This window comes from Rhodococcus sp. WB1, from assembly GCF_001700945.1.
Taxonomy (GTDB): domain Bacteria; phylum Actinomycetota; class Actinomycetes; order Mycobacteriales; family Mycobacteriaceae; genus Rhodococcus; species Rhodococcus aetherivorans.
In genome coordinates this window covers 2,437,634-2,464,434 of sequence record NZ_CP015529.1, presented here as the reverse complement: position 1 = coordinate 2,464,434, position 26,801 = coordinate 2,437,634, and the positions used below count along the sequence as shown (strand labels likewise).

Genomic DNA, 26,801 nt, shown 5'->3' with positions numbered 1-26,801 from the left:
CGCGCCGGCACCGCCGGCGACGACCACGGGACCGGCCGCGGCGTTCACGCGCGGGGGCCGTCCTCGGGCGACTCGTTCACCGACAGGGTGCGGCGCATCGCCACCGCCTTGACCATCGTCTCCTCGAGCTCGTCCGCCGGATCCGACAACGCGACGATGGCGCCGCCGATTCCGAACCCCACCTCGTGCTCGGTGGCGACCATGGTGCGGATGACGATCGACAGATCCGCCGCCCCCGTCGGGGACAGATATCCCAGCGCCCCCGAATACACGCCGCGGGGGCCGTCCTCGAGCTTGTCGATGATCTCCATGGTGCGCAGCTTCGGAGCCCCGGTCATCGACCCGCCCGGGAACGCGGCCCGCACGCAGTCCACCGCGGTCGCATCCGGGCGCAACGTGCCCCGGACCGTGGAGACCAGTTGGTGCACGGCCGCGTACGTCTCGACGTCGAACAGCTTCGGCACGTGCACCGAGCCGGGTACGCACACCCGCGAGAGGTCGTTGCGCACCAGGTCGACGATCATCAGGTTCTCCGACCGGTCCTTCTCGCTGTCGAGCAGGCTCTGCCGCAACGCCCGGTCCGCGTCCTCGGTGGTGCCGCGCGGCCGGGTGCCCTTGATCGGCTTCGACTCGACCACCCGGTCCGGGCCGATCCGCAGGAACCTCTCCGGCGAGGCGCTGAGCACCGACACCTCCGGGAAGCGCAGCAGGGCGCTGTACGGGGTCGGGCTGAGTTCCCGCAGCGTCTCGTAGGTACGCAGCGGATCCACGCTGCGCTCCACGGTCGCCGCATTGGTCAGGCACACCTCGTACGTCTCGCCGCTGCGGATCTCGGCGATCGACTGGGCGATCAGCTCGAGGTACCGCTGCGGCTCGTGCCGCAACCGCACCTGCGGATCCTGCTCCGCCCGCACCAGCGGCGCCGTGGCCGGCGCCGTGGCGGACTCCGGCAGGGACTCGAGCACCGCGGCGGTCTCGTCGAACCACGCGGTCGTGGCCGGCTCACCGGTCCGCTCGCTCAACGCCAGCAGATAGCAGCAGCGCGCCTCGTGGTCGAGCACGACCGCGCGGTCGGCGAACACCATCGCCGCGTCCGCGATGGGGGACGTGTGCACCAGCTGGCCGCCGGTGTCGGCCTTGAGCTCGTACCCCAGGTAGCCCACGTACCCGAGAGCGAACGCGAACGGCAGGTCGTCCCGCCGGGCGACCGTGCGCTCGGCGAGGCGACGGTCGACGTGGTCGAAGAAGGTGGTGTGGAACTCGGCGACCGGTTCCCCGGCCCGCTGTTCGCGCACCAGGGTCTCGGCGACGCTGTAGGTGACGAACTCGGCGCGTGGTCCCGATCCGTCCCCGAGGATGGAGAACCGCGAGTTCGGCTCGGTGGCGGCACTGCCGTCCAGCCAGAAGCTGTGCGGGCCCTCGGCGAACAACGCTTCGAACACCCGCTGCGGGTCCGGGTTGTGTGCGATCCGGCGGCTCTCGAGCACCAGCGCCGGGGGCGGGGCCGTCGGCGCTGGCGGTAGGGCCGGCTCCGGCGGGTGGGGCCGGGCCGGGGTCGCGTCGCGGAAGTTCGCCAGCAGTTCGCGGCCGTACTCGGTGCAGATCGATTCGGGGTGGAACTGCACCCCCCACAGCGGACGGGTCCGGTGGGCGACCCCCATGAGCAGCCCGTCCTCGGTCCAGGCGACGGCCTCGAGCTCGTCGGGCACCCGGTCGACGACCAGCGAGTGGTATCTCACCGCCGCGAACGGCGAGGGAATGCCGGCGAACAACCCGGTGCCGGTGTGCCGGATCCGCGAGAGCCGTCCGTGCACCGGTTGCGGGGCGCGCACCACGTCGCTGCCGAACAGGTTGCACAGGCCCTGGTGGCCCAGGCACACCCCGAGCACCGGCAGACCGGAGTCGAGCAGGGCGTGGGAGCTGATCCCGAAGTCGCGGGCCCGGTCGGGCCGCCCCGGCCCGGGGGAGACGACGACGTTGTCGAACCGGTCCAGGTCCAGGCACTCCCACGGGGTGTCGTTGCTGACGACCGTGGGCGCAACACCGTTGACCTCCGCAAGCAGGCTGTAGAGGTTGTAGGTGAACGAGTCGTAGTTGTCGATCAGCAGGGTGCGGATCGAACCGGCGGGCGGCGGCGCGGCCATGACCGGCCTCAGGTCCGGGTCTCGCGCAGCTCGGCCGACGCCGAGCCGGTGCCGTCGATGATGAGGTCCTCGACCCGGCACGCCTCAGCGATGAGCAGCGCGTACAACGAGTGCAGGAACTCGGGCGACATGGCGTTGCGGTGCGCGTAGGTCTCCGCGCGGTCGTGCACGACCTGCATCCGCCCCGGCTGCAGCATCGGGATGGCGTGCCGCTGTTTCAGGTGCGCGATGCGGGCGCAGATCCGCAGCCGGTCCCGGACGTCGTCGAGGAGCCGGGCATCGACGCGGTCGAGTTCGGTGCGCAGCCCGTCGAGCAGGCGGTCCGGCGTGGATTCGGCGGTGCCGCCGGCCCTGCGGTCGTTGCTGTTGTCCATTGCTTCTCGCCCCCTGTACCACGTCCCGAAACCCCAGTGGGTCATTCCGTTTCGCGTCGTCCGAGGTCGCCGGTCCGAGAATCCGGCCGGTGTTCGATCATGATGACACGCGCGCGAAGGCGCTGTCGGCGTTTGATCTTTTTGTGCCGTGCGCGCAACACGGCCGACCCCTGGGGGCCGTGATACGCGATGCCGCCCCCGGGACGGATCCCGGGGGCGGCATCGTGAGGTGCCGGTGGGGGCGGGTCAGGCGCCGCGCCGCTTGGTCTTGAGCAGTTCGAGGCGCTCCTTGAGCAGTTCGTCGAGCTCGTCGATGGAGCGGCGCTCGAGCAGCATGTCCCAGTGGGTGCGCGGCGGCTTGACCTTCTTAGTCTCCGGTGCCGCGCCCTCGACCAGGGAGCCTTCCAGGCCGTTCTTGCAGATCCAGGTGCCGGGGATCTCCGCGTCGTCGGCGAACGGAACGTCGAACTCCTCGCCGTTGTCACAGCGGTAGCGGGCGATCCGCCGCGGCGCCAGATCGTGGTCACGGTCGGTCTCGTAGCTCACCGCCCCGAGCCGGCTGCCTCGCAGTACACGATCTGCCATGGTGGTGTCCTCTCTTGTGTGCTCCGCCCGGTGCGCTCGCCTCCGAGGGAAGCGAGCGTCCACAGTGCGGTCGACATCGGCGGATGCCGACCACTCTTGTCAACGCCCGCGCGGTCGAATCGGTTCCCGACCGCCCCGGGGCCGTGGGCGCGGGTCATTCTACCGGGCTGCCACGGCCGCTCCGGCGCCGCGGGCCGGTAGGGTGTGCGGCCATGACCGGACGTACCCGTAAACCGGAGAACTGCCTCTGGTGCGGCCGGCCGGTCGCCGACGCCCCGCTCGGGCGCCGCCGCCGCTATTGCCGCCGCTCGTGCCGCCAGCGGGCCTACGAGCACCGCACCCTCGCCCGGGAGGCGGGCCTGCCGGAGGACGCGGTGGTCCTGACCGCCGACGAGGCGAGCGCGGTCGCCGACCGCGCCTTCGAGGTGCGGTGCGCGGCCGAGGACGTCGCGACCGCGGTGGGCGAGGGCGCGGGTCCGGAGGAGCTGGCGCCGCTGTGCGCCGACCTGGTGCGCCTGGCTCGCGCCGCCGAGCGGCTCCGCTGAACCGGGCTCCGCCGAGCCGGCGGCGGCCTCAGGCGAAGAACGCCCCCATCGTGTACACCACCTGGCAGAAGGTGCCGTCGACGTACTGCACGGAACCGAACAGTGCCGACAGCACCGGCCCGGTGCCGGTGTCGAGGGTCTTCGACAGCTGCGGCACCCCGCCGACGGTGTCGTCGAGGGTGGCCACGCCGCCGCGGAAGTTCTCCATGTTCAGCCATACGAACTTCAGGTCGGCCCGCGCCGGCAGGGTGGGGATCGTGGGGGAGACGAAGATCTTCAACTGCCCGATCTGCACGGGCGGCACCGCGTTGGGGCCGGGCTGGGCCCAGCCGGTGGTCATCGCGTACGGGGTGAAGCCGCCGCCGCAGCCGAGCCCGAACGTGGGGGCGGGCTGCATGAACGGCTGCGGCGTGTTGCGCGGCGGCGGCTCGAACAACGCCGGGGTGCGGGCCGCGTCGAGCAGGGACTCCACCGCCCGCAGCGCCTCGGGGGAATCCGCGGCGGCCGCCGCCCGCAGCGCATCCGGCGGCAATCCCGGGGGTGCCGGCTCCGCGACGGCGTGGGCGGGCACGGCCACGGCGACAGCCGCGGCCGCCGCGGCGGTGAGCGAACGAACGGTCCATCGACGCTGCTGCATCCAGAGCTCCTCGAGGATGGGGCGGGCACGGGCGACGGCGTGGTCGGCTCGACAATAGGGGGACCGGGTCCGCCGCGGGGCGTTTCCGGGGTCCGGTTCGAAAAGCGGTTACCGAAACTGTGATTCGAGCGCATCCGGTGACCGGATCGCGATCGAACGGTAACAAATCCTCGTCGATTCGCCGCGAGCGCCGCGACAGGTCCCCCCTCCGGTCTCGACTCGGGATCGATGCGGCCCGAGGGGTCGATTTTTCGGTCCGGTTTCGGGCCGAGACGTCGTCGCGGTGGTCTAGCTTGAGGGAGCGCTCCTGTCACACATTCGAGGGCGCGGACGATCGAAGGGGAAAGAGCTACAGCCACGTCGATCCGACCGAGGGGTTTTCCTGCACGGTGCCGGGGGGTGCCAGGACATCACTGGAATCACTTTCGTGAAGGGGAGTTCGTTGCAAGAGCGGCTGCACATTCCGCCCGGGGCCTTCCCGTTGTCCTCTGCCCAGCGCTCGATCTGGTTCGCACAACAGCTGGCACCCGAGGTGCCCGTCTGCATCGCCCAGTACGTCGACCTGCCCGGGGACCTCGATCTGGATCTGCTGCGCGAGGCCGCGCACGAGGCCGCCCGCGAGTTCCAGTCGCCGTACCTGCGGGTCGTCGAGGTCGACGGTGAGCCGTACCAGTACGTCGATCCCGACCTCGACCTCAGCGACATCCCGCTGCTGGACTTCTCCGATGCGCCCGATCCGATGGCCACGGCGCAGCAGTGGATGAACACCGACTACGCCACCCCGGTCGATCTGGCCGACGACTCGCTGGTGAACATGACGATCCTGCGGATCGGTGAGCGACGGCACCTGTGGTACAGCCGGATCCACCACGTCGCCCTCGACGGCTTCGGTGCCATGACGATGGTCAACCGGATCGCCGCGCTGTACTCGGCGGCCCACGAGGACCGCGTCCCCGAGCCACCCACCGCCGCCGACCTGCACGACCTCTACCAGTCGGATCTCGACTACCGCGGTTCGAACCGGTACGCGAGCGACCGGGACTACTGGATCGGGCGGGTCGCCGGGCTCGAGGATGGATCGACCCTGGCGCGGCGGGCGGTGCCGACCGCCGCGCGCAGCACCCTCGAGAGTGTCACCCTGCCCGACGACCTGGTCGCCCGATTGACCGACGCCGATGCCACGAGCGGATCCTCGGCCGCCGCGACGGTGGTCGCGGCGGCCGCGTGCTATCTCTCCCGGCTGACCGGCCGCGCCGACGTGATGCTCAATCTGCCGGTGTTCGCGCGCACCACCGCGGCGGCGAAACGCTCCGGCGGCATGCTCGTCAACACCGCACCGCTGCACATCCGTCTCGAGGACGACGACACCCGCGCCGACCTGGTGCAGCGGGCCCAGCTGGAACTGACCGGTGCGCTGCGCCACCAGCGGTTCAGCCTCGAGGACCTCCGCCGCGAGACCGGCACCGCCGGCCGGGCCCACAGCTACGGCGGACCGATGATCAACGTGATGCTCTTCCGGCAGGAGATCACCCTCGGCCCGGTCCGCGGCGAGTTCCACATCATGACCTCGGGTCCGGTCGACGACCTGCTGGTCAACATCTACCAGAGCGGCACCCCCGCGCGGACGTTCCTCGACTTCCGCGGCAACCCCAACCAGTACGAGCCGGACGAGCTGCGCGCACACCACGGCAGCTTCGTCGAATTGCTCGCCGAGTTCCTGCGGGCCGACCCGGACACGCCGGTCGCCCGCATCCACCACGCGACCGCCGCCGTCGCCGAGCGCCTGCGGCGCGATGCCGACGTCGAGCGGTTCTGGCGTGCCGCCCTGGCGGGGGCGCCCGAGCACCTCGAGCTGCCTGCCGACCGCCGCCGCACCGGCCCGCGCGCCCCCACCGCCGCCCACCTCGAGGTGCCGGTCCCCGCCGCGCTCGGGGACCGGGGCACCGAGCTCGCCCGGCGTCACGGCGCCACCTCCACCGAACTACTGCACGCCGCCGTCGCGGTGCTCGTCGGCCGGCTCACCGCCGGCACCGACACTCTCGTCGGCGTCCCCGGCCCCGCCGGGGCGCTGCCGCTGCGGGTGCAGTTCGACGAGAGCGAGCCGTTCGCCGCGCTCCTCGGCCGGGTCACGGCGATACACGCCGCCGCGACCGCCCACGCCGACGTGCCGGCGGATCGGCTCGCCCGAACCTTCGACGGGCAGCACGTGCCGATCCTGCCGGTGCTGCTCGACAGCGGCGAGCCCGCCGGGGGCGGCGGGCTCCTCGCACACGCCGAAGTCGCGGTGCACACCGCGACCGGCCCCGAGGGCACCCGCCTGAGGTGTACGTACGCCGCCGACCTCTTCGACGCCGATACGGTGCGATCGTTCTGCGAACGTTTGCTGCGGATCCTCGACGCCGTCACCGCCGACCCGACGGCACCGATCGGGGACGTCGACATCGTCTTCCCCGACGAAGCCGCGGAGCTGAGCCCGGTCCGCGGACTGCCCGGCTCGTCCCCACAGCTGTGGCCCGAGATCCTCGCCTCCGTGGCCGCGCACGTGCCCGACGCGACGGCCCTGGAATTCGAGGGCCGCACGATGACGTACGGGGAGCTCGACGCCTGGTCCAACCGGGTCGCCCGGGTGCTGATCGACGCCGGCGCCGGCCCGGAGACGTTCGTTGCCCTCGGCATCGCCCGGTCCCTCGAATCCGTGGCCGCGATCTGGGCGGTGGCCAAGTCCGGCGCCGCGTACATGCCGGTCGACCCCGCCTACCCGGCCGAGCGGATCGAGTACATGCTCGCCGACTCCGGGGCCGTCCTCGGCGTGACCACCACCGCCCACCGCGACGGCTTGCCCGCCGACGTGCCGTGGCTGGTGCTCGACGACGCGGAGTTCGTCGCGGCGCTGGACTCGGTCTCCGACGGGCCGCTGTCGGACCTCGACCGTCACGGCGCGCTGCATTTCGACCATCCCGCCTACCTGATCTACACCTCCGGGTCCACCGGCCGCCCGAAGGGCGTGGTGGTGCCGCACCGCGGGCTGGCGAACCTGTGCGCCGAACTGCACGGCCGGCACAGCCCCACCCCGCACTCGCGGGTCTCGCACTTCTCGTCCCCGAGCTTCGACGCCTCGGTGTACGAGTACATGACCGCGTTCGCGATCGGCGCCACCCTCGTCGTGGTGCCCCCGACGATCTACGGCGGCGAGGAACTGGCCCGCTTCTTCCGCGAGCAGCGCATCACCCACGCCTTCTCCACCCCCGCGGCGCTGGCCTCCGTCGATCCGGAGGGCGTCGCCGCCGAGTCGGTCACCGTCGCCGGCGACGCGTGCCCGCCCGAACTCGTCGCCCGCTGGTCCCGGGGCCGGCGGATGTTCAACGCGTACGGCCCGACCGAGTGCACGATCGTCGTCAACATCTGCGGTCCGCTCGCGCCGGCCCCCACGATCCCGATCGGCACCCCCGTGCGCGGCACGCACGAGGTCGTCCTGGACTCCCGGCTGCGGCCGGTGCCGATCGGCGTCGCCGGCGAGCTGTACATTGCCGGCCCGGGTATCACCCGCGGCTACCGCGGCAAGCCCGGGCTCAGCGCCGGCCGGTTCGTCGCCGACCCGTTCGGGGCGCCGGGGGAGCGGATGTACCGCACCGGCGACGTGGTGCGCTGGCGGCGCGACGGCGCCCTCGAATACCTCGGCCGGTCCGACTTCCAGGTCAAGGTCCGCGGCTTCCGCATCGAACTCGGCGAGATCGACGCGGTCCTGACCGCCCACGAGGACGTCACGTTCGCGGTGACGATCGGGCACACCGCCCCGTCCGGCGACACCGTGCTGGTGTCCTACGTGCTGCCCGCGACCGGGCGCACCGCCGAACCCGCCACCCTCACCGCGCACCTGTCGCGGAGCCTGCCGGCGCACATGGTGCCCACGGCGATCGTCGTCCTCGACGAGATCCCGCTCACCCCGGTCGGCAAGCTCGACCGCCGCGCCCTGCCCGTGCCCGTGTTCGCGGCGGACGGCACCACCTACGTCGCGCCGTCCACCGACGCCGAGAGGACGGTGGCGCAGGTGTTCGCCGAGCTCCTCGGCGTCGACCGCGTCGGTCTCGACGACAGCTTCTTCGACCTCGGCGGAAACTCGCTGATCGCCACCCGTGTCGTCGCCCGCATCAACGCCGCCCTCGGCACCGACCTGGGGGTCCGGGCACTGTTCGAGGCCCCCACGGTGCGGACCCTCGCCGCCCTCACCGCCGACGTCGGCACGGGCACCCGGGTGCCGCTGGTCGCCGGGCCCCGTCCGGGGGTGCTGCCGGTCTCCGCGGCCCAGCAGCGGATGTGGTTCGTCAACCAGCTCGACACCGCCTCGCCGGCCTACAACATCCCGATGGCGATCCGGCTGCGCGGCCGGCTCGACCGGGACGCGCTCGCCACCGCCGTCACCGATGTGCTCGCCCGCCACGAGGCGCTGCGCACCGAGTTCCCGGCCACGGCCGACGGCCCCGTCCAGCGGATCCGCCCGGTCGAGCAGGTGCGCCTCGATCTCACCGCGACGACCGTCGCCGCCGAGGAGCTGCCGCAGCGTCTGGCCGCCGAGGTCACGGCCGGGTTCGACGTGGCGGTGCAGGTGCCGGTGCGGGCGCGGTTGTTCGCGCTCGGCGACGGGGAGCACGTGCTGGTGTTCGTGGTGCATCACATCGCGGCGGACGGGGCGTCGATGGCGCCGCTGGCCCGGGATCTGATGACCGCGTACGCCGCCCGCACCGGCGGCCGCGCCCCCGACTGGACGCCCCTGGAGGTGCAGTACGCCGACTACGCGCTGTGGCAGCGGCAGGTCCTCGGCGATCCGGCCGACCCGGATTCGCTCGCCGCCGCCCAGCTGCGGTACTGGCGCGAAACCCTTTCCGGCGCACCGGAAGTGCTGGCGTTGCCCACCGACCGGCCCCGCCCGCCGCAGCAGTCGTTCCGCGGCGCCACCGTCCGCTTCGAGGTCGGCGCCGAACTGTACCGGGCGGTCGGCGACCTGGCCCGCACGCACGGCGCCACCCCGTTCATCACGGTGCACGCGGCCCTGGCGGTGCTGCTGGCCCGGCTCTCGGGCAGCGACGACGTCACCGTCGGCACCCCGGTCTCCGGTCGCGGCGACCGCGCCCTCGACGATCTGGTCGGCATGTTCGTCAACACCGTCGTCCTGCGCACCCCCGTCACCGCACAGCACACCTTCGCCGAGCACCTGACCCACATCCGCGACCGCGACGTCGACGCCCTCGCCCACGCCGACCTGCCGTTCGACGCCCTCGTCGACGCCGTCACCGACCACCGATCCGAGGCCTACGCGCCCCTGTTCCAGGTGATGCTGGCCTTCCAGAACACCGAGTCCGCCCACTTGCGGCTGCCCGACCTGACCGTCGACGTCTCCGAAATCGACACCGGCACCACCAAATTCGACCTGCACCTGATGCTGGCCGAGGTCCCCGGCGACGACGGCGCCCCCGCCGCCCTCACCGGCGCCCTGTCCTACGCGACCGACCTGTTCGACGCCGGCACCGTCACCGCCCTCGCCGACCGCTTCGTGCGGCTGCTCACCGCCGTGACCACCACCCCGCACGTGCCCGTCGGCGACCTCGACCTGCTCGAGCCGGGCGAACGCGAGCTGATCCTGCGGCGCTGGAACGCCACCGACGCCCCCCGCGGCCCGCACACCCTCGCCGACCTGTTCGCCCGGCAGGCCGCCCGCACCCCCGACGCCATCGCCGTCGTCTTCGGCGACGAGGCCCTGACCTACGCCGAGTTCGATGCCCGCACCAACCGGCTCGCCCGGCGGCTGATCGCCGAGGGCGTCGGCCCGGACCGCCTCGTCGGGCTCGCGATGCGCCGCTCGATCGAGCTGCTCGTCGGAATGTACGCGGTGATCAAGGCCGGCGGCGCCTACCTGCCGCTCGACCCCGACCACCCCGCCGACCGGCTCGAATACGTTCTGGGCAACGCCCGTCCGGTGTGCGTGCTCACCACCGCCGCCGACCGGACGGCGCTGCCCACCCCGGCCCCGATCCTCGAGGTCGATCGCCTCGACCGGACCGGCGCCTCCGACGCCCCCGTCGCCCCGGAGGAGCGCACCGCCCCGCTGACGGGGGACCACCTCGCCTACGTGCTGTACACCTCCGGCTCCACCGGCCGGCCCAAGGGCGTCGCGGTCGCTCACGCCGCGATCGTCAACCGGTTGCGGTGGATGCAGCACGCCTACCCGCTCACCGCCGAGGACACCGTCCTGCAGAAGACACCGTTCACGTTCGACGTGTCGGTGTGGGAGTTCTTCTGGCCGCTGCAGACCGGGGCGCGCCTCGTCGTCGCCGCACCCGACGGGCACCGCGATCCCGCCTACCTCACCGCCGTCGTCGAGCAGCAGCACGTCACCGTGGCGCACTTCGTGCCGTCCATGCTCGCGGTGTTCGTCGCCGCCACCGACCCGGCCCGCTGCACGTCGCTGCGGTTGCTGTTCTGCAGCGGCGAGGCGCTGCCCCCGGCCACGGTCGCCGCCGCCCACGCCGCGTTCCCCGCCGCGGACCTGCACAACCTGTACGGGCCCACCGAGGCCGCCGTCGACGTCACGTTCTGGGCCTGCACCGACGACGACGTCGACGTCGTCCCGATCGGCGCCCCGGTGTGGAACACCCGCGTCCACGTCCTCGATGCGCGGCTGCACCCGGTTCCCGTCGGCGCCGTGGGGGAGCTGTACCTGTCCGGCATCCAGCTCGCCCGCGGCTATGTCGGGCGCGGCGACCTGACCGCCGACCGGTTCGTCGCCGATCCGTTCGGTCCGTCCGGCACCCGCATGTACCGCACCGGCGACCTCGTGTCCTGGCGCCGCGACGGCAATCTGATCTACCTGGGCCGCACCGATTTCCAAGTCAAGCTCCGGGGCCTGCGGATCGAGCTCGGTGAGATCGAGCAGGCCTTGCTCGCCGACCCGGCCGTCGCGCAGGCCGCGGTCGTGGTGCACCGGCACCCCGCCGGCGCCGCCGACGGCTCCGACGGGGTGCTCGTCGCGTACGTCGTGCCCGAACCCGGCCGAAACAGCGATACCGCGGCGAGCCGCGCATCCGATACCGCGGCGAGCCGCGCATTCGATACCGCGGCCCTGCTCGGGGCCGCCGCGGCCCGGCTGCCCGGCTACATGGTGCCCGCCCACGTCGTCGTCCTCGACGGGTTCCCGCTCAACCCCAACGGCAAGCTCGACCGCAAGGCACTGCCCGCCCCGGACCTCACGGCCGTGCGTGCGGCGGAGCACGTCGCGCCGCGCACCCCGGTCGAGCAGGTCCTGGCCGAGGTCTTCGCCGGCCTGCTCGGGGTGGAGCGTCTCGGCGTGCACGACAGCTTCCTGGATCTGGGCGGCAACTCGCTGCTGGCCATGCGGCTGGCCGCGCGGATCGCCGCGGCGACCGGCACCGACGTGGGCGTGCGTGATCTGTTCGACGCGCCCACCGTCGCCGCCCTCGCCGAGCGGCTCCGCGACCGCGATGCCGCGGCGCGGCCCGCGCTGACCGCCGCCGCGACCCGGCCCCCCACGATCCCGCTGTCCCCGGCCCAGCAGCGCATGTGGTTCATCAACCAGTTCGACACGACCTCCCCGGCCTACAACATCGCCGTCGCGCTGCGTCTGACCGGGGAGCTGGATCTCGCGGCGCTGCGGGCCGCTGCCGCCGACGTCGTCGCGCGCCACGAGACGCTGCGCACCCGCTACCCGCTCACCGACGACGGCCCGATCCAGGTCGTGCTGCCGGTCGCGGTGGCGCAGCCCGACTTCACCGTCACCCGCGTCGAGACCGAGGACACGGTGCCCGCGCACATCGACCGGATCGTCGGCGCCGGGTTCGACGTCGCCACCGAGGTGCCGGTGCGGATCCGGCTGCTCACCCTCGCCGACACCGACCACGTGCTGGTCCTGGTCGTGCACCATATCGCCGCCGACGGGTTCTCGATGGGACCGCTGGGCCGGGATCTGATGACCGCGTACGCCGCCCGCGCCGGTGGTCACGCCCCCGACCGGTCGCCGCTGCCGGTGCAGTACGCCGACTACACGCTGTGGCAGCACACCGTGCTGGGCGACGAGTCCGATCCCGCCTCCACCGCCGCCCGGCAGCTCGCGTTCTGGCACGACGCGCTGGCCGGGGCGCCGGAACTGCTCGAGCTGCCGTGGGACCGGCCCCGCCCGGTGCAGCAGTCCGGGCGCGGTGCCCGCGTGGCGTTCGAGATCGACGCCGACACCCACCGCGGCATGCTCGCGCTGGCCCGCGAGCACGACGCGTCGTTGTTCATGGTCGTGCATGCGGCGCTGGCGGTGCTGCTGGCCCGGCTGTCCACCAGCGACGACATCGTGGTCGGCACCCCCGTCGCCGGGCGCGGTGACCGCGCCCTCGACGATCTGGTCGGCATGTTCGTCAACACCGTGGTGCTGCGGGCCCGAGTGGACGAACGCGAACGGTTCGACTCGCTGTTGCGGCGGGTCCGTTCGGCGGACCTGGCGGCGTTCGGCCAGGCCGACGTCCCGTTCGAGCGGCTCGTCGAGGCCCTCGACCCGCCCCGGTCGACGTCCTACCCCCCGCTGTTCCAGGTGCTGCTCGAGTTCCAGGACATCGAGCGCCCCGAGATCGCGCTGCCGGGGGCGACGGCGCGGGTGCTCGACCTCGATCCCGGCCTGTCGCCGTTCGACCTGCAGCTGTCGATCGCCGAGCGGCCCGGCGGCGGATCCGGCGTGCGGGCGGCGTTCACCTACGCCACCGACCTGTTCGACGCGGACACGGTCGCCTCGTTCGCGGACCGGTTCGTGCGGATCCTCGACGCGGTCACCGCGGATGCGTCCGTGACGGTGGGGGACGTGGAGATCGTCACCCCGCGTGAGCTCGCCACCCTGGCCCCGGCGCGGGGCCGGCCCGCGGTCTCCCCTCAGCTGTGGCCCGAACTGCTGTCGTCGGTGGCGGCGATCGTGCCGGAGGCGGTCGCCCTGTCCTTCGAAGGCCGCACCGTCACCTACGGTGAGCTCGACGCCTGGTCCAACCGGCTCGCCCGCGTCCTCACGAGCCACGGGGTCGGACCGGAATCCTTCGTGGCCCTGGGAATTTCGCGTTCAATCGAGTCGGTCGCGGCGGTGTGGGCGGTGACCAAGTCCGGGGCGGCGTTCGTCCCCGTCGACCCCGGCTACCCGCCCGAGCGGATCGCCTACATGCTCGACGACTGCCGGGCCACCCTCGGCCTGACCACCACCGCCCACCGCGACGTGTGGCCCGCGGACGCGGTGTCGTGGCTGCTGCTCGACGACCCCGGCCTGCGCCGCCGCCTCGACGACGTCTCGCCCGCCCCGGTCACCGACGACGACCGCCGCACCCCGCTACGGTACGACCATCCGGCATACCTGATCTACACTTCCGGCTCGACCGGCCGCCCGAAGGGCGTCGTCGTCACCCACCGCGGCCTGACCAACCTCAACGCCGAAGTGCGCGAACACTTCTCGATCACCCATCGGGCCCGCGTCTCGCACCTGGCGTCGCCGAGCTTCGACGCGTCCCTCTTCGAGCTGACCAAGGCGTTCTGCGCCGGCGCCACCCTCGTCATCGTGCCGCCCAGCGTCTACGGCGGCGAGGAACTCGCCCGCATCCTGCGCGAGGAACGCATCACCCACGCGTTCGTCACCCCCACCGCCCTCGCGTCGCTCGATCCCGCGGGCCTCGACGAGCTGCGCGTGCTCGTCGTCGCCGGGGAGGCCTGCCCGCCGGAACTGGTCGACCGCTGGGCGCCGGGCCGCCACATGTACAACGGCTACGGCCCGTCCGAGGCCACCATCGAGACCAGCGTCAGCCCCGACATGCGCCCGGACACCACCGTCACCGTCGGTGGCCCCGCCATCGGCTTCCACGAGGTCGTCCTCGACGAACGGCTGCGGCCCGTCCCCATCGGGGTCGCCGGCGAGCTCTACATCGCCGGCGCCGGCCTGGCCCGCGGCTACCACCGCCGACCCGAGCTCACCGCGTCCCGGTTCGTCGCCGACCCGTTCGGGGCGCCGGGGGAGCGGATGTACCGCACCGGCGACGTGGTGCGCTGGCGCACCGACGGCACCGTGGAATACCTCGGCCGCTCCGACTTCCAGGTCAAGGTCCGCGGCTTCCGCATCGAACTCGGCGAGATCGACACCGCCCTCGCCGCTCACGACGACGTCGCCTTCGCGGTGACGATCGGGCACACCGCCCTGTCCGGCGACACCGCCCTGGTCGCCTACGTCCTGCCGGAGACCGGCCACCACGTCGATGCCGCCGCGCTGCGGGGGCACGTCGCCGGGCAGCTGCCGGCGCACATGGTGCCCGCCGCGATCGTCGTCCTCGACGAGATCCCGCTCACCCCGGTCGGCAAGCTCGACCGCCGCGCCCTGCCGGTACCCGACCTGTCGGCCACCGGCGAATACCGCGCCCCGGCCACCGACACCGAGGCCACCCTCGCCGACATCGTCGCCGAGGCCCTCGGCCACGAGAAGGTTTCCGTCGACGACAGCTTCTTCGACCTCGGCGGAAACTCGCTGATCGCCACCCGTGTCGTCGCCCGCATCAACGCCGCCCTCGGCACCGACGCCGGCGTGCGGGTGCTGTTCGAGGCCCCCACCGTGCGGACCCTCGCCGCCCGCATCCTCGACGACCACGCCGGTGGCACCCGCGTCCCCCTCACCGCGGGCCCGCGCCCCGACCGGATCCCGCTGTCCCCACCCCAGCAGCGGATGTGGTTCGTCAACCAGTTCGACACCGCCTCGGCCGCCTACAACATCCCGATGGCGATCCGGCTGACCGGCCGCCTCGACCGGGCGGCGCTCACCGCCGCCGTGCACGACCTGATCACCCGCCACGAAACCCTGCGCACCTGGTACCCGAACGAGAACACCGGCCCGGTGCAGCTGGTCACCGACCCCGCCCAGGCCACCCCCGACCTCGATCCGGTCCCGGTGTCCGCCGACGAGCTGCCGCAGCGTCTGGCCGCCGAGGTCACGGCCGGGTTCGACGTGGCGGTGCAGGTGCCGGTGCGGGCGCGGTTGTTCGCGCTCGGCGACGGGGAGCACGTGCTGGTGTTCGTGGTGCATCACATCGCGGCGGACGGGGCGTCGATGGCGCCGCTGGCCCGGGATCTGATGACCGCGTACGCCGCCCGCACCCGGGGACAGGAGCCGGCGTGGGCGCCGCTGCTGGTGCAGTACGCCGACTACGCGCTGTGGCAGCGGCAGGTCCTCGGCGATCCGGCCGACCCGGATTCGCTCGCCGCCCGGCAGCTCGAGTTCTGGCGCACCGCCCTGGCCGACCTGCCCGAGATCCTGTCCCTGCCCACCGACCGGCCCCGCCCGCCGCACCAGTCGTTCCGCGGCGCCACCGTCCGCTTCGACGTCGAGCCCGAGCTGCACCGCCGGCTCGCCGACCTCGCAGCCGCCCACGGCGCCACCGTGTTCATGGCCGTGCACGCCGCCCTCGCGGTGCTGCTGGCCCGGCTCTCCGGCAGCGACGACATCGCCGTGGGCACCCCCATCGCCGGCCGCGGGCACCGTGCCCTCGACGATCTGGTCGGCATGTTCGTCAACACCCTGGTGCTGCGCACCCCCGTCGCCCCCGGCCTGCCGTTCGCCGATCACCTCGAACGCACCCGCGAGGTCGACCTCGCCGCCTTCGGGCACGCCGACCTGCCCTTCGAGAAGCTCGTCGACGCCCTCGCCCCCACCCGCGCCACCGACCACGCCCCGCTCGTGCAGGTGGTCCTCGAATTCCAGAACAACGAACGCGCCCACCTCGCCCTGCCCGACCTGACCGTCGACGCCCTCGACGCCGACGCCCCCGTCGCCAAGTTCGACCTGCAGCTGACCATGGGGGAGAACCCGGCCGCCGGCACCGACCCCGCCGGCATGACCGGGGCCTTCACCTACGCCACCGACCTGTTCGACGCCGACACCGTCACCGCGTTCGCCGACCGGTTCCTGCGGGTCCTCACCGCCGTCACCGCCGACCCCGCCCGACCCGTCGGCGACCTCGACCTGCTCGACCCCGCCGAACGGCCCGCCGCCGCGCGACGCCCCGACCCCGACCGGCACGCCGAGACCCTCCCCGCCCTCTTCGCGCGGTCCGTCGCCGCAGCACCCGACACCGTCGCGATCACCGCCCCCACCGACCCGGCCACCCCGGCGCTGACCTACCGCGAACTCGCCGCGCGGGCCCGTCGCCTCGCCCGCGCCCTGATCACGCACGGCGCCGGACCCGACCGGCTCGTCGCCGTCGCCGTGCCCCGCTCGACCGACCTGATCGTCACGCTGCTCGCCGTCCTCGAGACCGGCGCCGGATACCTGCCCGTCGACGTGTCCTACCCGCCGGAACGGCTCGCGTTCCTCTTCGCCGACGCCCGGCCGGTCTGCATCGTCACCACCGGCGCCGACGCCGCCACCCTGCCCGCGGGGGACGCCCCGGTGCTGCTGCTCGACACCCAGGACACCGCCGCCCGGCTCGCGGAACTGCCCGACGGCCCGCTCACCGACGCCGACCGGCTCGGTGTGCTGCACCCCGACCACACCGCCTACGTCATCTACACCTCCGGCTCGACCGGCCGCCCCAAGGGCGTCGTCGTCCCGCACCGCAACGTCGTCACCCTCCTCGCCGAAACCCACGACAGGTTCGGATTCGACGAGCACGACGTGTGGACCATGTTCCACTCGTACGCCTTCGACTTCTCGGTGTGGGAACTGTGGGGCGCACTCGCCTACGGCGGCCGCCTCGTCGTCGTCGACCACCACACCGCCCGCTCCCCGGAGGCATTCCTCGACCTGCTGCGCCGCGAGCACGTCACCGTGCTCAACCAGACACCCACCGCGTTCTACCAGCTGATCGAGGCCGACCGCGCCGCCGGCGAGCACACCCTGTCGCTGCGCTACGTCGTCTTCGGCGGCGAAGCCCTCGACCTCGCCCAGCTCGAACGCTGGTACCGCCGCCACCCGGACACCGCGCCGGTGCTGGTGAACATGTACGGCATCACCGAGACCACCGTGCACGTGACCTTGCAGCCGCTGGACCGGCAGTTCGCCGCGACCGCCTCGGCCAGCATCATCGGCGACGCCATTCCCGGCCTGACGGTGCACGTCCTCGACCGGCGGCTGCACCCGGTGCCGGCCGGCGTGATCGGCGAGATGTACGTCTCCGGCGGGCAGGCCGCCCGCGGCTATCTCGGCCGCCCCGCCCTGACCGCCGCGCGCTTCGTCGCCGACCCGTTCGGCGGGCCCGGCGCCCGCCTGTACCGCACCGGCGACCTCGCCCGCCGGCGCCGCGACGGCCGGCTCGAATACGTCGGCCGCAGCGACTTCCAGGTGCAGCTGCACGGTTTCCGCATCGAGCTGGGGGAGGTGGAGGCGGCGCTGCTGCGCTGCCCCGGCGTCGCCCGCGCCGTCGTGGTGCTCCACCGCGACGACCGCGCCGCCGACCGCCTCGTCGGGTACGTGGTTCCGGAGACCGCCGCGACCGTGGATGTGGCCGCCACGCTGAACCGGGTCGCCGGTGACCTCGCCGCCTACATGGTCCCGGCCACTCTCGTCGTCCTCGACACCCTGCCGGTCACGGCCACCGGCAAGCTCGACCGCAAGGCCCTGCCCGACCCCGACTTCGGGGCGCTGGCCACCGAGACCCGTGCCCCCGCCGGCCACCTCGAAAAGCAGCTCGTCGAGCTGTTCGCGCAGGTCCTCGGCCTCGAGACGGTCGGAGTGGACGACTCGTTCTTCGCGCTCGGCGGCGACAGCATCATGTCCATCCAGCTGGTCTCGCGCGCCCGGGCCGCCGGGATCGAGCTGACCCCTCGGGATGTGTTCGAACGCAAGACCCCCGCCGCGCTCGCCGCCGTCGCCACCCTCGGCGACGGCCCGGCCGTCCTCGCCGAACTGCCCGGCCGCGGCGTCGGCCCCGTGCCCCTGACCCCGATCGTGCGGTGGATGCTCGAACGCGGCGGCAGCATCGACCGCTACTCCCAGGCCGCGCTGCTGCGGCTGCCCGCCGGCCTGGACCGCGTCACCCTCGCGGCCACGCTGCAGACGGTGCTGGACCGGCACGACATGCTCCGCGCCCGCCTCGTCCCCGACGTGGACGACCCCGCCGGGGTCGGCCTGCAGGTCCGCGGTCCCGGCGCGGTCACCGCCGACACGCTCATCCACCGCGTCCCCGTCACCACCGCCGCCGACACCGACGACTTCTTCGCCCTCGCCGCCGCCGAACTCGACGCCGCCGCCGACCGGCTCGACACCGCCGCCGGAATCCTGCTGCAGGCGGTGTGGTTCGACGCCGCCGCCGGCTCCGGGCGTCTGCTGCTGGTCGTACACCACCTCGCCGTCGACGGCGTGTCCTGGCGCATCCTCGTTCCCGACCTCGCGGCCGCGTGGGCCGCCGCCCTCCACGGCACCGCGGTCGAGGAGCCCCCCGCCGGCACCTCCGTGCGGCGCTGGGCGCACGCCCTCGTCGAGGCCGCGCACCGGTCCGACCGCGTCGCCGAACTCGACCGCTGGACCGCGATCCTCGACGGTGACGACCCGCTGCTCGGGGACCGTCCCCTCGACCCGGTCGTCGACACCAACGCCACGGTCCGCACCGTCTCCACCGACCTGCCCGCCGACGTCACCGCCGCGCTGCTGACCGCGGTGCCCGGCGCCTTCCACGGCACCGTCAACGACGGCCTGCTCACCGCCCTGGCACTGGCGGTCACCGCCTGGCGCCGCGACCACGGCACCGACGTGGACGACGTGCTGGTCGGCCTCGAGGGACACGGCCGGGAGACCGCCGTCGCCCCGGGCGCGGACCTGTCCCACACCGTCGGCTGGTTCACCACCATCCATCCGGTCCGGCTCGACCTGAGCGGTGTCGACCTGCCGGACGCGCTGCGCGGCGGCGACGCCGCCGGTGCCGCGATCAAGGCCGTGAAGGAACAGCTCGCCGCCGTCCCCGACCACGGCCTCGGGTTCGGCCTGCTGCGCTACCTCAACGCCGGCACCGCCGTCCGGCTGCGGACCCGCCCCGCCCCGCAGATCAGCTTCAACTACCTCGGCCGCCTCACCCCGGCCCTCACCGAAGCGGACACCCCGTGGCTGCCGGTGGACGCCTTCGACCGCGGCGGCGCCCAGAGCCCGGACATGCCGGCCGCCGCCGCCGTCGACATCAACGCCGTCACCGTGCCCACCCCCGACGGGCCGGTGCTGCGCGCCACCTTCTCCTACCCGCAGCACCTGCTCGCCGACGCCGACGTCGTCGCCCTCACCGACCGGTGGGCGGCCGCGGCCGCCGCCCTGGCCCGGCATGCCCGCGACCCGCACGCCGGCGGCCTGACCCCGTCCGACGTGCCCCTCGTCGCCCTCGACCAGCCCACCCTCGACCGCCTCGAACGCCACTACCGGGCGGCCGGGCACGACACCGGCCTGGCCACCGTGTGGCCCGTCGCCCCGCTGCAGGCCGGGTTGCTGTTCCACGCCCTGCTTTCCGCGCAGTCCGCCGACGCCTACGTCGTGCAACTCGTCCTCGACCTGCACGGCACCGTCGACCCGGACCGGCTGCGCCGCGCCGCGCAGGTGCTGCTCGACCGGCACCCCAACCTGCGGGCCGCGTTCGCCGACGACGGCTCCGGCGGCTTCGTCCAGGTCGTCCCCGCCCGCGTCGAACTGCCCTGGACGGTGCTGGACCTGACCGGCCTCGACGATCCGGACCGTCAGGCGGCGCGCCTGCTCGACGAGGACCGCCGCACCCGATTCGACACCGCCGTCGCCCCGCTGCTGCGCGCCACCCTCGTCCGGGTCGCCGCCGACCGGTACCGGCTGGCCCTGACCAATCACCACATCCTGCTCGACGGCTGGTCCACGCCGCTGCTGGTCAAGGACCTGCTGCTGCTGTACGCCACCGACGGCGACACCGCCGCCCTCGACCGGCCCCGCAGCTACGGCGACTATCTGCAGTGGCTGGCCGGGCAGGACCCCGACACCGCCGCGGACGCCTGGGCCCACACCCTCGCCGGTCTCGACGAGCCCACCCTGCTCGCCCCCGCGCACCGCCCCGGCCGCACCGCCGCGGTCTCGCAGGACCTCGACCTGGACCTGCCGTCCGGTCTCGCCGCGCGCCTCGACGCCGTCGCCACCGACCGCGGCGTGACCGTCAACACCGTGGTGCAGACCGCGTGGGCGCTCGTGCTCGGCGCGCTGACCGGCCGCCACGACGTCGTCTTCGGCGCCACCGTCTCCGGCCGACCCCCACAGGTCGCCGGCATCGAGTCGATGGTCGGGCTGTTCATCAACACCGTCCCCGTCCGGGTCACCGTGCGGCCCGCCGAGACCCTCGGCGCCCTGCTCGACCGGGTGCAGGCCGAGCAGGCGGCCATGCTCGACCACCACCACATCGGTCTGAGCGCCATCGAACGCCGCGTCGGCGCCGCCGCCGGCTTCGACACCCTCACCGTGTTCGAGTCCTACCCGGTGGACCGGGCCGGGTTGACCGAGGACACCGACATCGCCGGGATGCGGGTGGCCGGCATCAGCGGCCACGACGCCGCGCACTACCCGCTGAGCATCGTCGCGCACCCGGCCGGCACCGGCGACACCGCGACCCTGCACCTGCGGCTGAAGTACCTGCCCGAGGTGTTCGACCGCCCGGCCGTCGAGACCGTCGCCCGCCGCATCGAGCGGGCCCTGACCACCCTGGCCACCGATCTCGACGCCCCGGCCGCGGCCGTCGACGTGCTCCTCGACGACGAACGCGCCGTCCTCGCCCCGGTCCGCGGTCCCGCCGGCGGCACCACCCGCACCCTGCCGGAGCTGTTCACCGCGACCGCCGCCGCCCATCCGGACGCCATCGCGATCGTCGACGGCGCCGCCCGGTGGACCTACCGCCGGCTCGACGAATGGTCCACCCGCGCCGCCCGCGTCCTGCTCGACCTCGGCGTGGGTCCGGAAACCTTCGTGGCCCTGGGGATTTCGCGATCGTTGCACTCGGTGGCCGCGATGTGGGCGGTCACCAAGACCGGCGCCGCATTCGTGCCCGTCGACCCGAACTATCCCACCGACCGCATCGCCTTCATGCTCGCCGACAGCGGCGCCACCCTCGGCGTGACCACCGCCGCGCACCGCGACACGCTGCCGGACACCGCCCGCTGGCTCACCGTCGACACCGACGCCTTCGCCGCCCGGCTCGCCGACGCCTCGACCGACCCGATCGGCGACGCCGACCGCCGCAGCCCGCTGCGCCTGGACCACCCCGCCTACCTCATCTACACCTCCGGCTCCACCGGCCGCCCGAAGGGCGTGGTGACCACCCACCGCAGCCTCGAGAACTTCGCCCTCGACCAGCGCAGCCGGTTCGGCGCCGGCCCCGGCGCGACCGTCATGCACTTCTCCTCGCCGAGCTTCGACGCCTCGATCTTCGAATACCTGCTCGCGTTCGGTTCCGGTGCCACCCTGGCGGTCGTACCGCCCACCGTGTACGGCGGCGACGAACTCGCCCGCGTCCTACGCGCGCACGGCGTCACCCACGGCTTCATCACCCCCGCCGCCCTGGCCTCCCTGCCCCCCGACAACCTCGACGCCTTCGCCGAGCTCGCCGTCGGCGGCGAGGCATGGCCGTCGGAACTGCGCGACACCTGGGCGCCCGGCCGGCGCCTGGTCAACGCCTACGGCCCCACCGAAACCACGATCATGGCCGCCATCAGCGCCCCGATGACCGTCGCCGGCCCCATCACGCTCGGCGGCCCGCTGCGCGGCGTCCGCGCCCTCGTCCTCGACGCCGCCCTGCGCCCCGTGCCCACCGGCGTCGCGGGCGAGCTGTACCTCGGCGGCCTCGGCCTGGCCCGCGGCTACCACGCCCGCCCCGACCTGACGGCCGGCCGGTTCGTCGCGGATCCGTTCGGGGCGCCGGGGGAGCGGCTGTACCGCACCGGCGACGTGGTGCGCTGGACCGACGCCCTCGAACTCGCATACGTGGGCCGCTCCGACTTCCAGGTCAAGGTCCGCGGCTTCCGCATCGAACTCGGCGAGATCGACGCCGCGCTGTGCAGCCACCCGGGCGTCGCATTCGCCGCGACCCTCGGCCACACCGCCCCGTCGGGGGAGACCGTACTCGTCGCCTACGTCCTGCCCACCCCCGGACACGACATCGACGCCGACGCCCTGCGCGCGCACGTCGGCGACCGGCTGCCGGCGCACATGGTGCCCGCCGCGGTCGTCGTCCTCGACGAGATCCCCCTCACCCCGGTCGGCAAGCTCGACCGCCGCGCCCTGCCCGCACCGGACCTGTCCGGCGGCAGCGGCGACTACGTCCCACCCGCCGACGCACTCGAAACCGCCGTCGCCGGGGTGTTCGCCGACGTCCTCGGCGTCGACCGGGTCTCGGTCACCGACAGCTTCTTCGACATCGGCGGCAACTCCCTCGTCGCGACCCGCGCCGCCTCCCGCCTCGGCGCCGCCCTCGGGGTCGACCTCGGGGTGCGGGCCCTGTTCGAGGCCCCCACCGTCCGCGCCCTCGCCGCCCGCCTCGCCGAAACCCCGGGCGCCGAACCCGCCATCGGCACCGGACCGGCCCGGCGCCCGCGTCCCGACCGCATCCCGCTGTCCCCGGCCCAGCAGCGCATGTGGTTCGTCAACCAGTTCGACACCAGCTCCCCGGCCTACAACATCCCGCTCGCGATCCGGCTGACCGGCCATCTGTCCGTCGCCGCGCTCGACACCGCCGTCCGCGACGTCCTGGCCCGGCACGAGAGCCTGCGTACCGTCTACCCGGCCGGCCCCACCGGGCCCGTGCAGCGGATCCTCGACGCCGACGACGTCGGCCTCACCGTCGACGTCGTGCCCGCCACCGAGGACACCGTCGTCGCCGCCGCCGGAGAGTTCGCCGCCACCGGATTCGACGTCACCGTCGACGTGCCGCTACGGGCGCGGGTGTACACCCTCGGCCGCGACGACCATCTCGCCGTCCTCGTCGTGCACCACATCGCCGCCGACGGCTTCTCCACCGCCCCCCTGGCCCGCGACCTGATGACCGCCTACCAAGCCCGCACCCGCGGCGACGCCCCCGCCTGGGCGCCGCTCGAGGTGCAGTACGCCGACTACACCCTCTGGCAGCTCGGCCGTCTCGGCGACGCCGACACCCCCGGCTCCCTCGCCGCCACCCAGCTCGACTACTGGCGCACCACCCTCGCCGGCCTGCCCGAGGTCCTCACCCTCCCCACCGACCGGCCGCGGCCCGCGCAACGGTCCTTCCGCGGCGACGTCGTCCGCTTCCCGATCGACGCCGCCCTGCACGACCGCCTGACCCGCCTCGCCCACGCCCACGGCGCCACCGTGTTCATGGCCGTGCACGCCGCCCTCGCGGTGCTGCTGGCCCGGCTCTCCGGCAGCGACGACATCGCCGTGGGCACCCCCATCGCCGGCCGCGGGCACCGTGCCCTCGACGACGTCGTCGGCATGTTCGTCAACACCCTCGTGCTGCGCACCCGCGTCCCCGGGCAGATCACCTACACCGACCTGCTCACCGACGTCACCACCACCGACCTCGACGCCTTCGCCCACGCCGACGTCCCCTTCGAACAGGTCGTCGACGCCGTCGACCCCGCCCGCTCCACCGCCCACGCGCCGCTGTTCCAGGTCTCCCTCGAATTCCAGAACACCGAACGCCCCCGCCTGGAACTGCCGCACCTGACCGTCACCGGCCTGCCCCTGGATCCGACGGTGGCCAACTTCGACCTCGAACTGTTGCTCGGCGAGAACCACGACGACACCGGCGCCCCCACCGGCTTCGACGCCGCCCTCGTCTACGCCACCGACCTGTTCGACGCCGACACCGTCGCCGCCGTCGCCGACCGGTTCGTCCGCCTCCTCGACGCCGTCACCGGCGCCCCCGACACCCCCGTCGGCGACCTCGACCTCGTCACCGCCGACGAGACCCGCGCCCTGGTCCCCGCGCACGGCCCGCACACCCTCGGCACCCGGCTGTGGCCACAGATCCTCGCCGACGCCGTCGCCGTCGATCCCGACGCCCTCGCCGTCGTCGACGGGCCCCGCCGCGCCACCTACCGCGATCTCGACGCCCACTCGAGCCGCCTCGCCCGGATGCTCGTCGACTACGGCGTCGGCCCCGAGACCGTCGTCGCCCTCGGCCTGCCCCGCAGCCTCGACTCCGTGACCGCGCTGTGGGCCGTGACCAAGACCGGCGCCGCCTTCGTGCCCGTCGACCCGAGCTACCCCCGGGACCGCATCGAATACATGCTCGCCGACAGCGGCGCCGCCCTCGGCCTCACCGTCACCGCCCACCGCGACGGGCTGCCCGCCACCGTGCCGTGGTTCGCCCTCGACTCCGCCACCACCGTCGCCGAACTCGCGCCGTACCCGCCCGAACCCCCGACCGACACCGACCGCACCGCGCCCCTCGAACCCGACCATCCCGCCTACCTGATCTACACCTCCGGTTCGACCGGCCGGCCCAAGGGCGTCGTGCTCACCCACCGCGGCCTGTCCGACCTCGCCGTCGAGGAACACCTCCACCTCGACGTCCGGCCCGGCAGCCGCGTCTCGCACCTGGCCTCACCGAGCTTCGACGCCTCGGTGTTCGAACAGATGATGGCCCTCTCGGCCGGCGCCACCCTCGTGATCGTGCCCCCGACCGTGTACGGCGGCGACGAACTCGCCGACGTCCTGCACACCGAACAGGTCACCCACGCGTTCATCACGCCCACCGCGCTGGCCTCCCTCGACCCGGACGCCGTCGACAGCCTGGAGGTGCTCCTCGTCGCCGGCGAGGCGTGCCCACCCGAACTCGTCGCCCGCTGGGCCCCCGGCCGCCGCATGGTCGACGCCTACGGCCCCACCGAGGCGACCATCATGACCTCCATCAGCGACCCCCTGACGCCGGGCGAACCCGTCACCATCGGCCGGCCGACCCGCGCCTTCCACGCCGTCGTCCTCGACACCCGGCTGCGCCCCGTGCCCGTCGGCGTCGCCGGCGAACTGTACGTCGCCGGGCCGGGCCTCGCGCGCGGCTACCACGCCCGACCCGACCTGACCGCCGCGCGCTTCGTCGCCGACCCGTTCGGGATGCCGGGGGAGCGGATGTACCGCACCGGCGACGTCGTGCGCTGGACCAAGGAGCACGACCTCGAGTACGTCGGCCGCTCCGACTTCCAGGTCAAGGTCCGCGGCTTCCGCATCGAACTCGCCGAGATCGACGCCGCACTCACCGGACACCGGGACGTGGCGTTCGCCCACACCATCGGCCACACCGCCCCGTCGGGGGAGACCGTCCTCGTCTCCTACGTGCTGCCCGCCCCCGGCGCCGCCCCCGGCCCCGCCGACATCAGAGAGCATGTGTCGCAACACCTTCCGGCGCACATGGTGCCCACGGCCGTGATCGTGCTCGACAGGATCCCGCTCACGCCCGCCGGCAAACTGGACCGGCGCGCCCTGCCGGAGCCGGACTTCTCGGCGCTCGGCGGCGCCTACCGCGCCCCGGCCACGGACCTCGAGCGCACCGTGGTGGGGGTGTTCGTCGAGCATCTCGGCCTCGACCGGGTCTCGGTCGACGACAACTTCTTCGACCTCGGCGGCACCTCGCTGCTCGCCACCCGGATGCTGCCGGCGCTCGGCGAACGTCTCGGCCGTCCGGTCCCGCTGCAATCGATCTTCGTCCATCCGACCCCCGCCGGCCTCGCCGCCCACCTCGGCGGCCCGCAGGAACGCACCGGCATCGACGAGGCCCTGCAGGTGCTCGTGCCGCTACGTGAAGGCACCGGCGCACCGCTGTTCTGCCTCCACCCGGCCGCCGGCCTGTCGTGGGCGTACGCGCCGCTCGCACAACGCATCGGCGGCGACCGGCCGGTCTACGGGCTGCAGCTGCCCACACTCAGCGGCGGCCCCGCCCCGGAGTCCGTCACCGCGCTGGCCCAGCGGTACGTCGAGGAGATCCGGCGCATCCAGCCCCACGGCCCCTACCACCTGCTCGGCTGGTCGCTCGGCGGCGTCGTCGCCCACGCGGTCGCCGTGGACCTGCGCCGGGCGGGGGAGCGCGTGGACACCCTGGCCCTGCTCGACAGCCACCTCAGCGTCCGGGGCGCCGGGTCGGTCGGGGTCCGCGACATGCTCCGCGACCTCGGCGTGCCGGTCGACGCCGAGCAGGACCCGACCTACGACCAGGCGTCGGCGCTCCTCGACGCCGCGCTCGGCGGCGGCACCGGCCTGACCGCCGCGCACCTCGAGCGGATCCACCGCGGCTCGGCCGCCGCGTTGCGGGCCGCCCGCCGGCACACGCCCGCCACCTTCGACGGGGACGTGCTGTTCTTCACCGCCACCCGGTCCGCGGCACCGGCGCCGGCGGTCGCGGCCTGGCACAACGTGGTGTCGGGGGAGATCCACCAGTACCGGATCGACTGCGACCACCACGAGATGGTGGCCCCGCACGCGGTCGAGGCGATCGTGCGGGTCCTGTCGGCGCGGCTGGCGGACACCGCGATCACCGGCGCGGGCCCGCGGGGCTGA

At 73.7% G+C, this 26,801-nt stretch carries 6 protein-coding genes; 2 read left to right on the top strand and 4 right to left on the bottom strand.

What is annotated here, in order from left to right; all coding sequences use genetic code 11:
- Window positions 1-44: 44 nt before the first annotated feature.
- The 3 genes from pabB to A4U64_RS10830 all read right to left on the bottom strand — a co-directional run bounded on the left by pabB (window position 45) and on the right by A4U64_RS10830 (window position 3,103).
- On the bottom strand, window positions 45-2,144 hold the full coding sequence (pabB, locus tag A4U64_RS10840; protein ID WP_029543800.1) for an aminodeoxychorismate synthase component I: 2,100 nt from the start codon (window positions 2,142-2,144) through the stop codon (window positions 45-47).
- 8 nt (window positions 2,145-2,152) lie between these two features.
- Entirely contained in the window at window positions 2,153-2,518 is a 366-nt protein-coding gene (locus A4U64_RS10835) for a chorismate mutase (protein ID WP_006931064.1), read from the bottom strand.
- Window positions 2,519-2,764: 246 nt separating this feature from the next.
- Entirely contained in the window at window positions 2,765-3,103 is a 339-nt protein-coding gene (locus tag A4U64_RS10830) for an RNA polymerase-binding protein RbpA (protein WP_006931066.1), read from the bottom strand.
- Window positions 3,104-3,315: 212 nt separating this feature from the next.
- Between A4U64_RS10830 and A4U64_RS10825 the strand changes: the two genes are divergently transcribed.
- Entirely contained in the window at window positions 3,316-3,648 is a 333-nt protein-coding gene (locus tag A4U64_RS10825; protein ID WP_006931067.1) for a hypothetical protein, read from the top strand.
- 28 nt (window positions 3,649-3,676) lie between these two features.
- On the opposite strand, the gene A4U64_RS10820 is transcribed toward A4U64_RS10825, so the two are convergent.
- Window positions 3,677-4,285, bottom strand: a complete 609-nt coding sequence (locus tag A4U64_RS10820; RefSeq protein ID WP_006931068.1) for a hypothetical protein — start codon at window positions 4,283-4,285, stop codon at window positions 3,677-3,679.
- Between the two features lie 442 nt (window positions 4,286-4,727).
- On the opposite strand from A4U64_RS10820, the gene A4U64_RS10815 reads away from it, so the two are divergent.
- The gene (locus A4U64_RS10815; protein ID WP_232334188.1) at window positions 4,728-26,801 is read left to right on the top strand and encodes a non-ribosomal peptide synthetase; all 22,074 of its coding nucleotides are present in this window, start codon (window positions 4,728-4,730) and stop codon (window positions 26,799-26,801) included.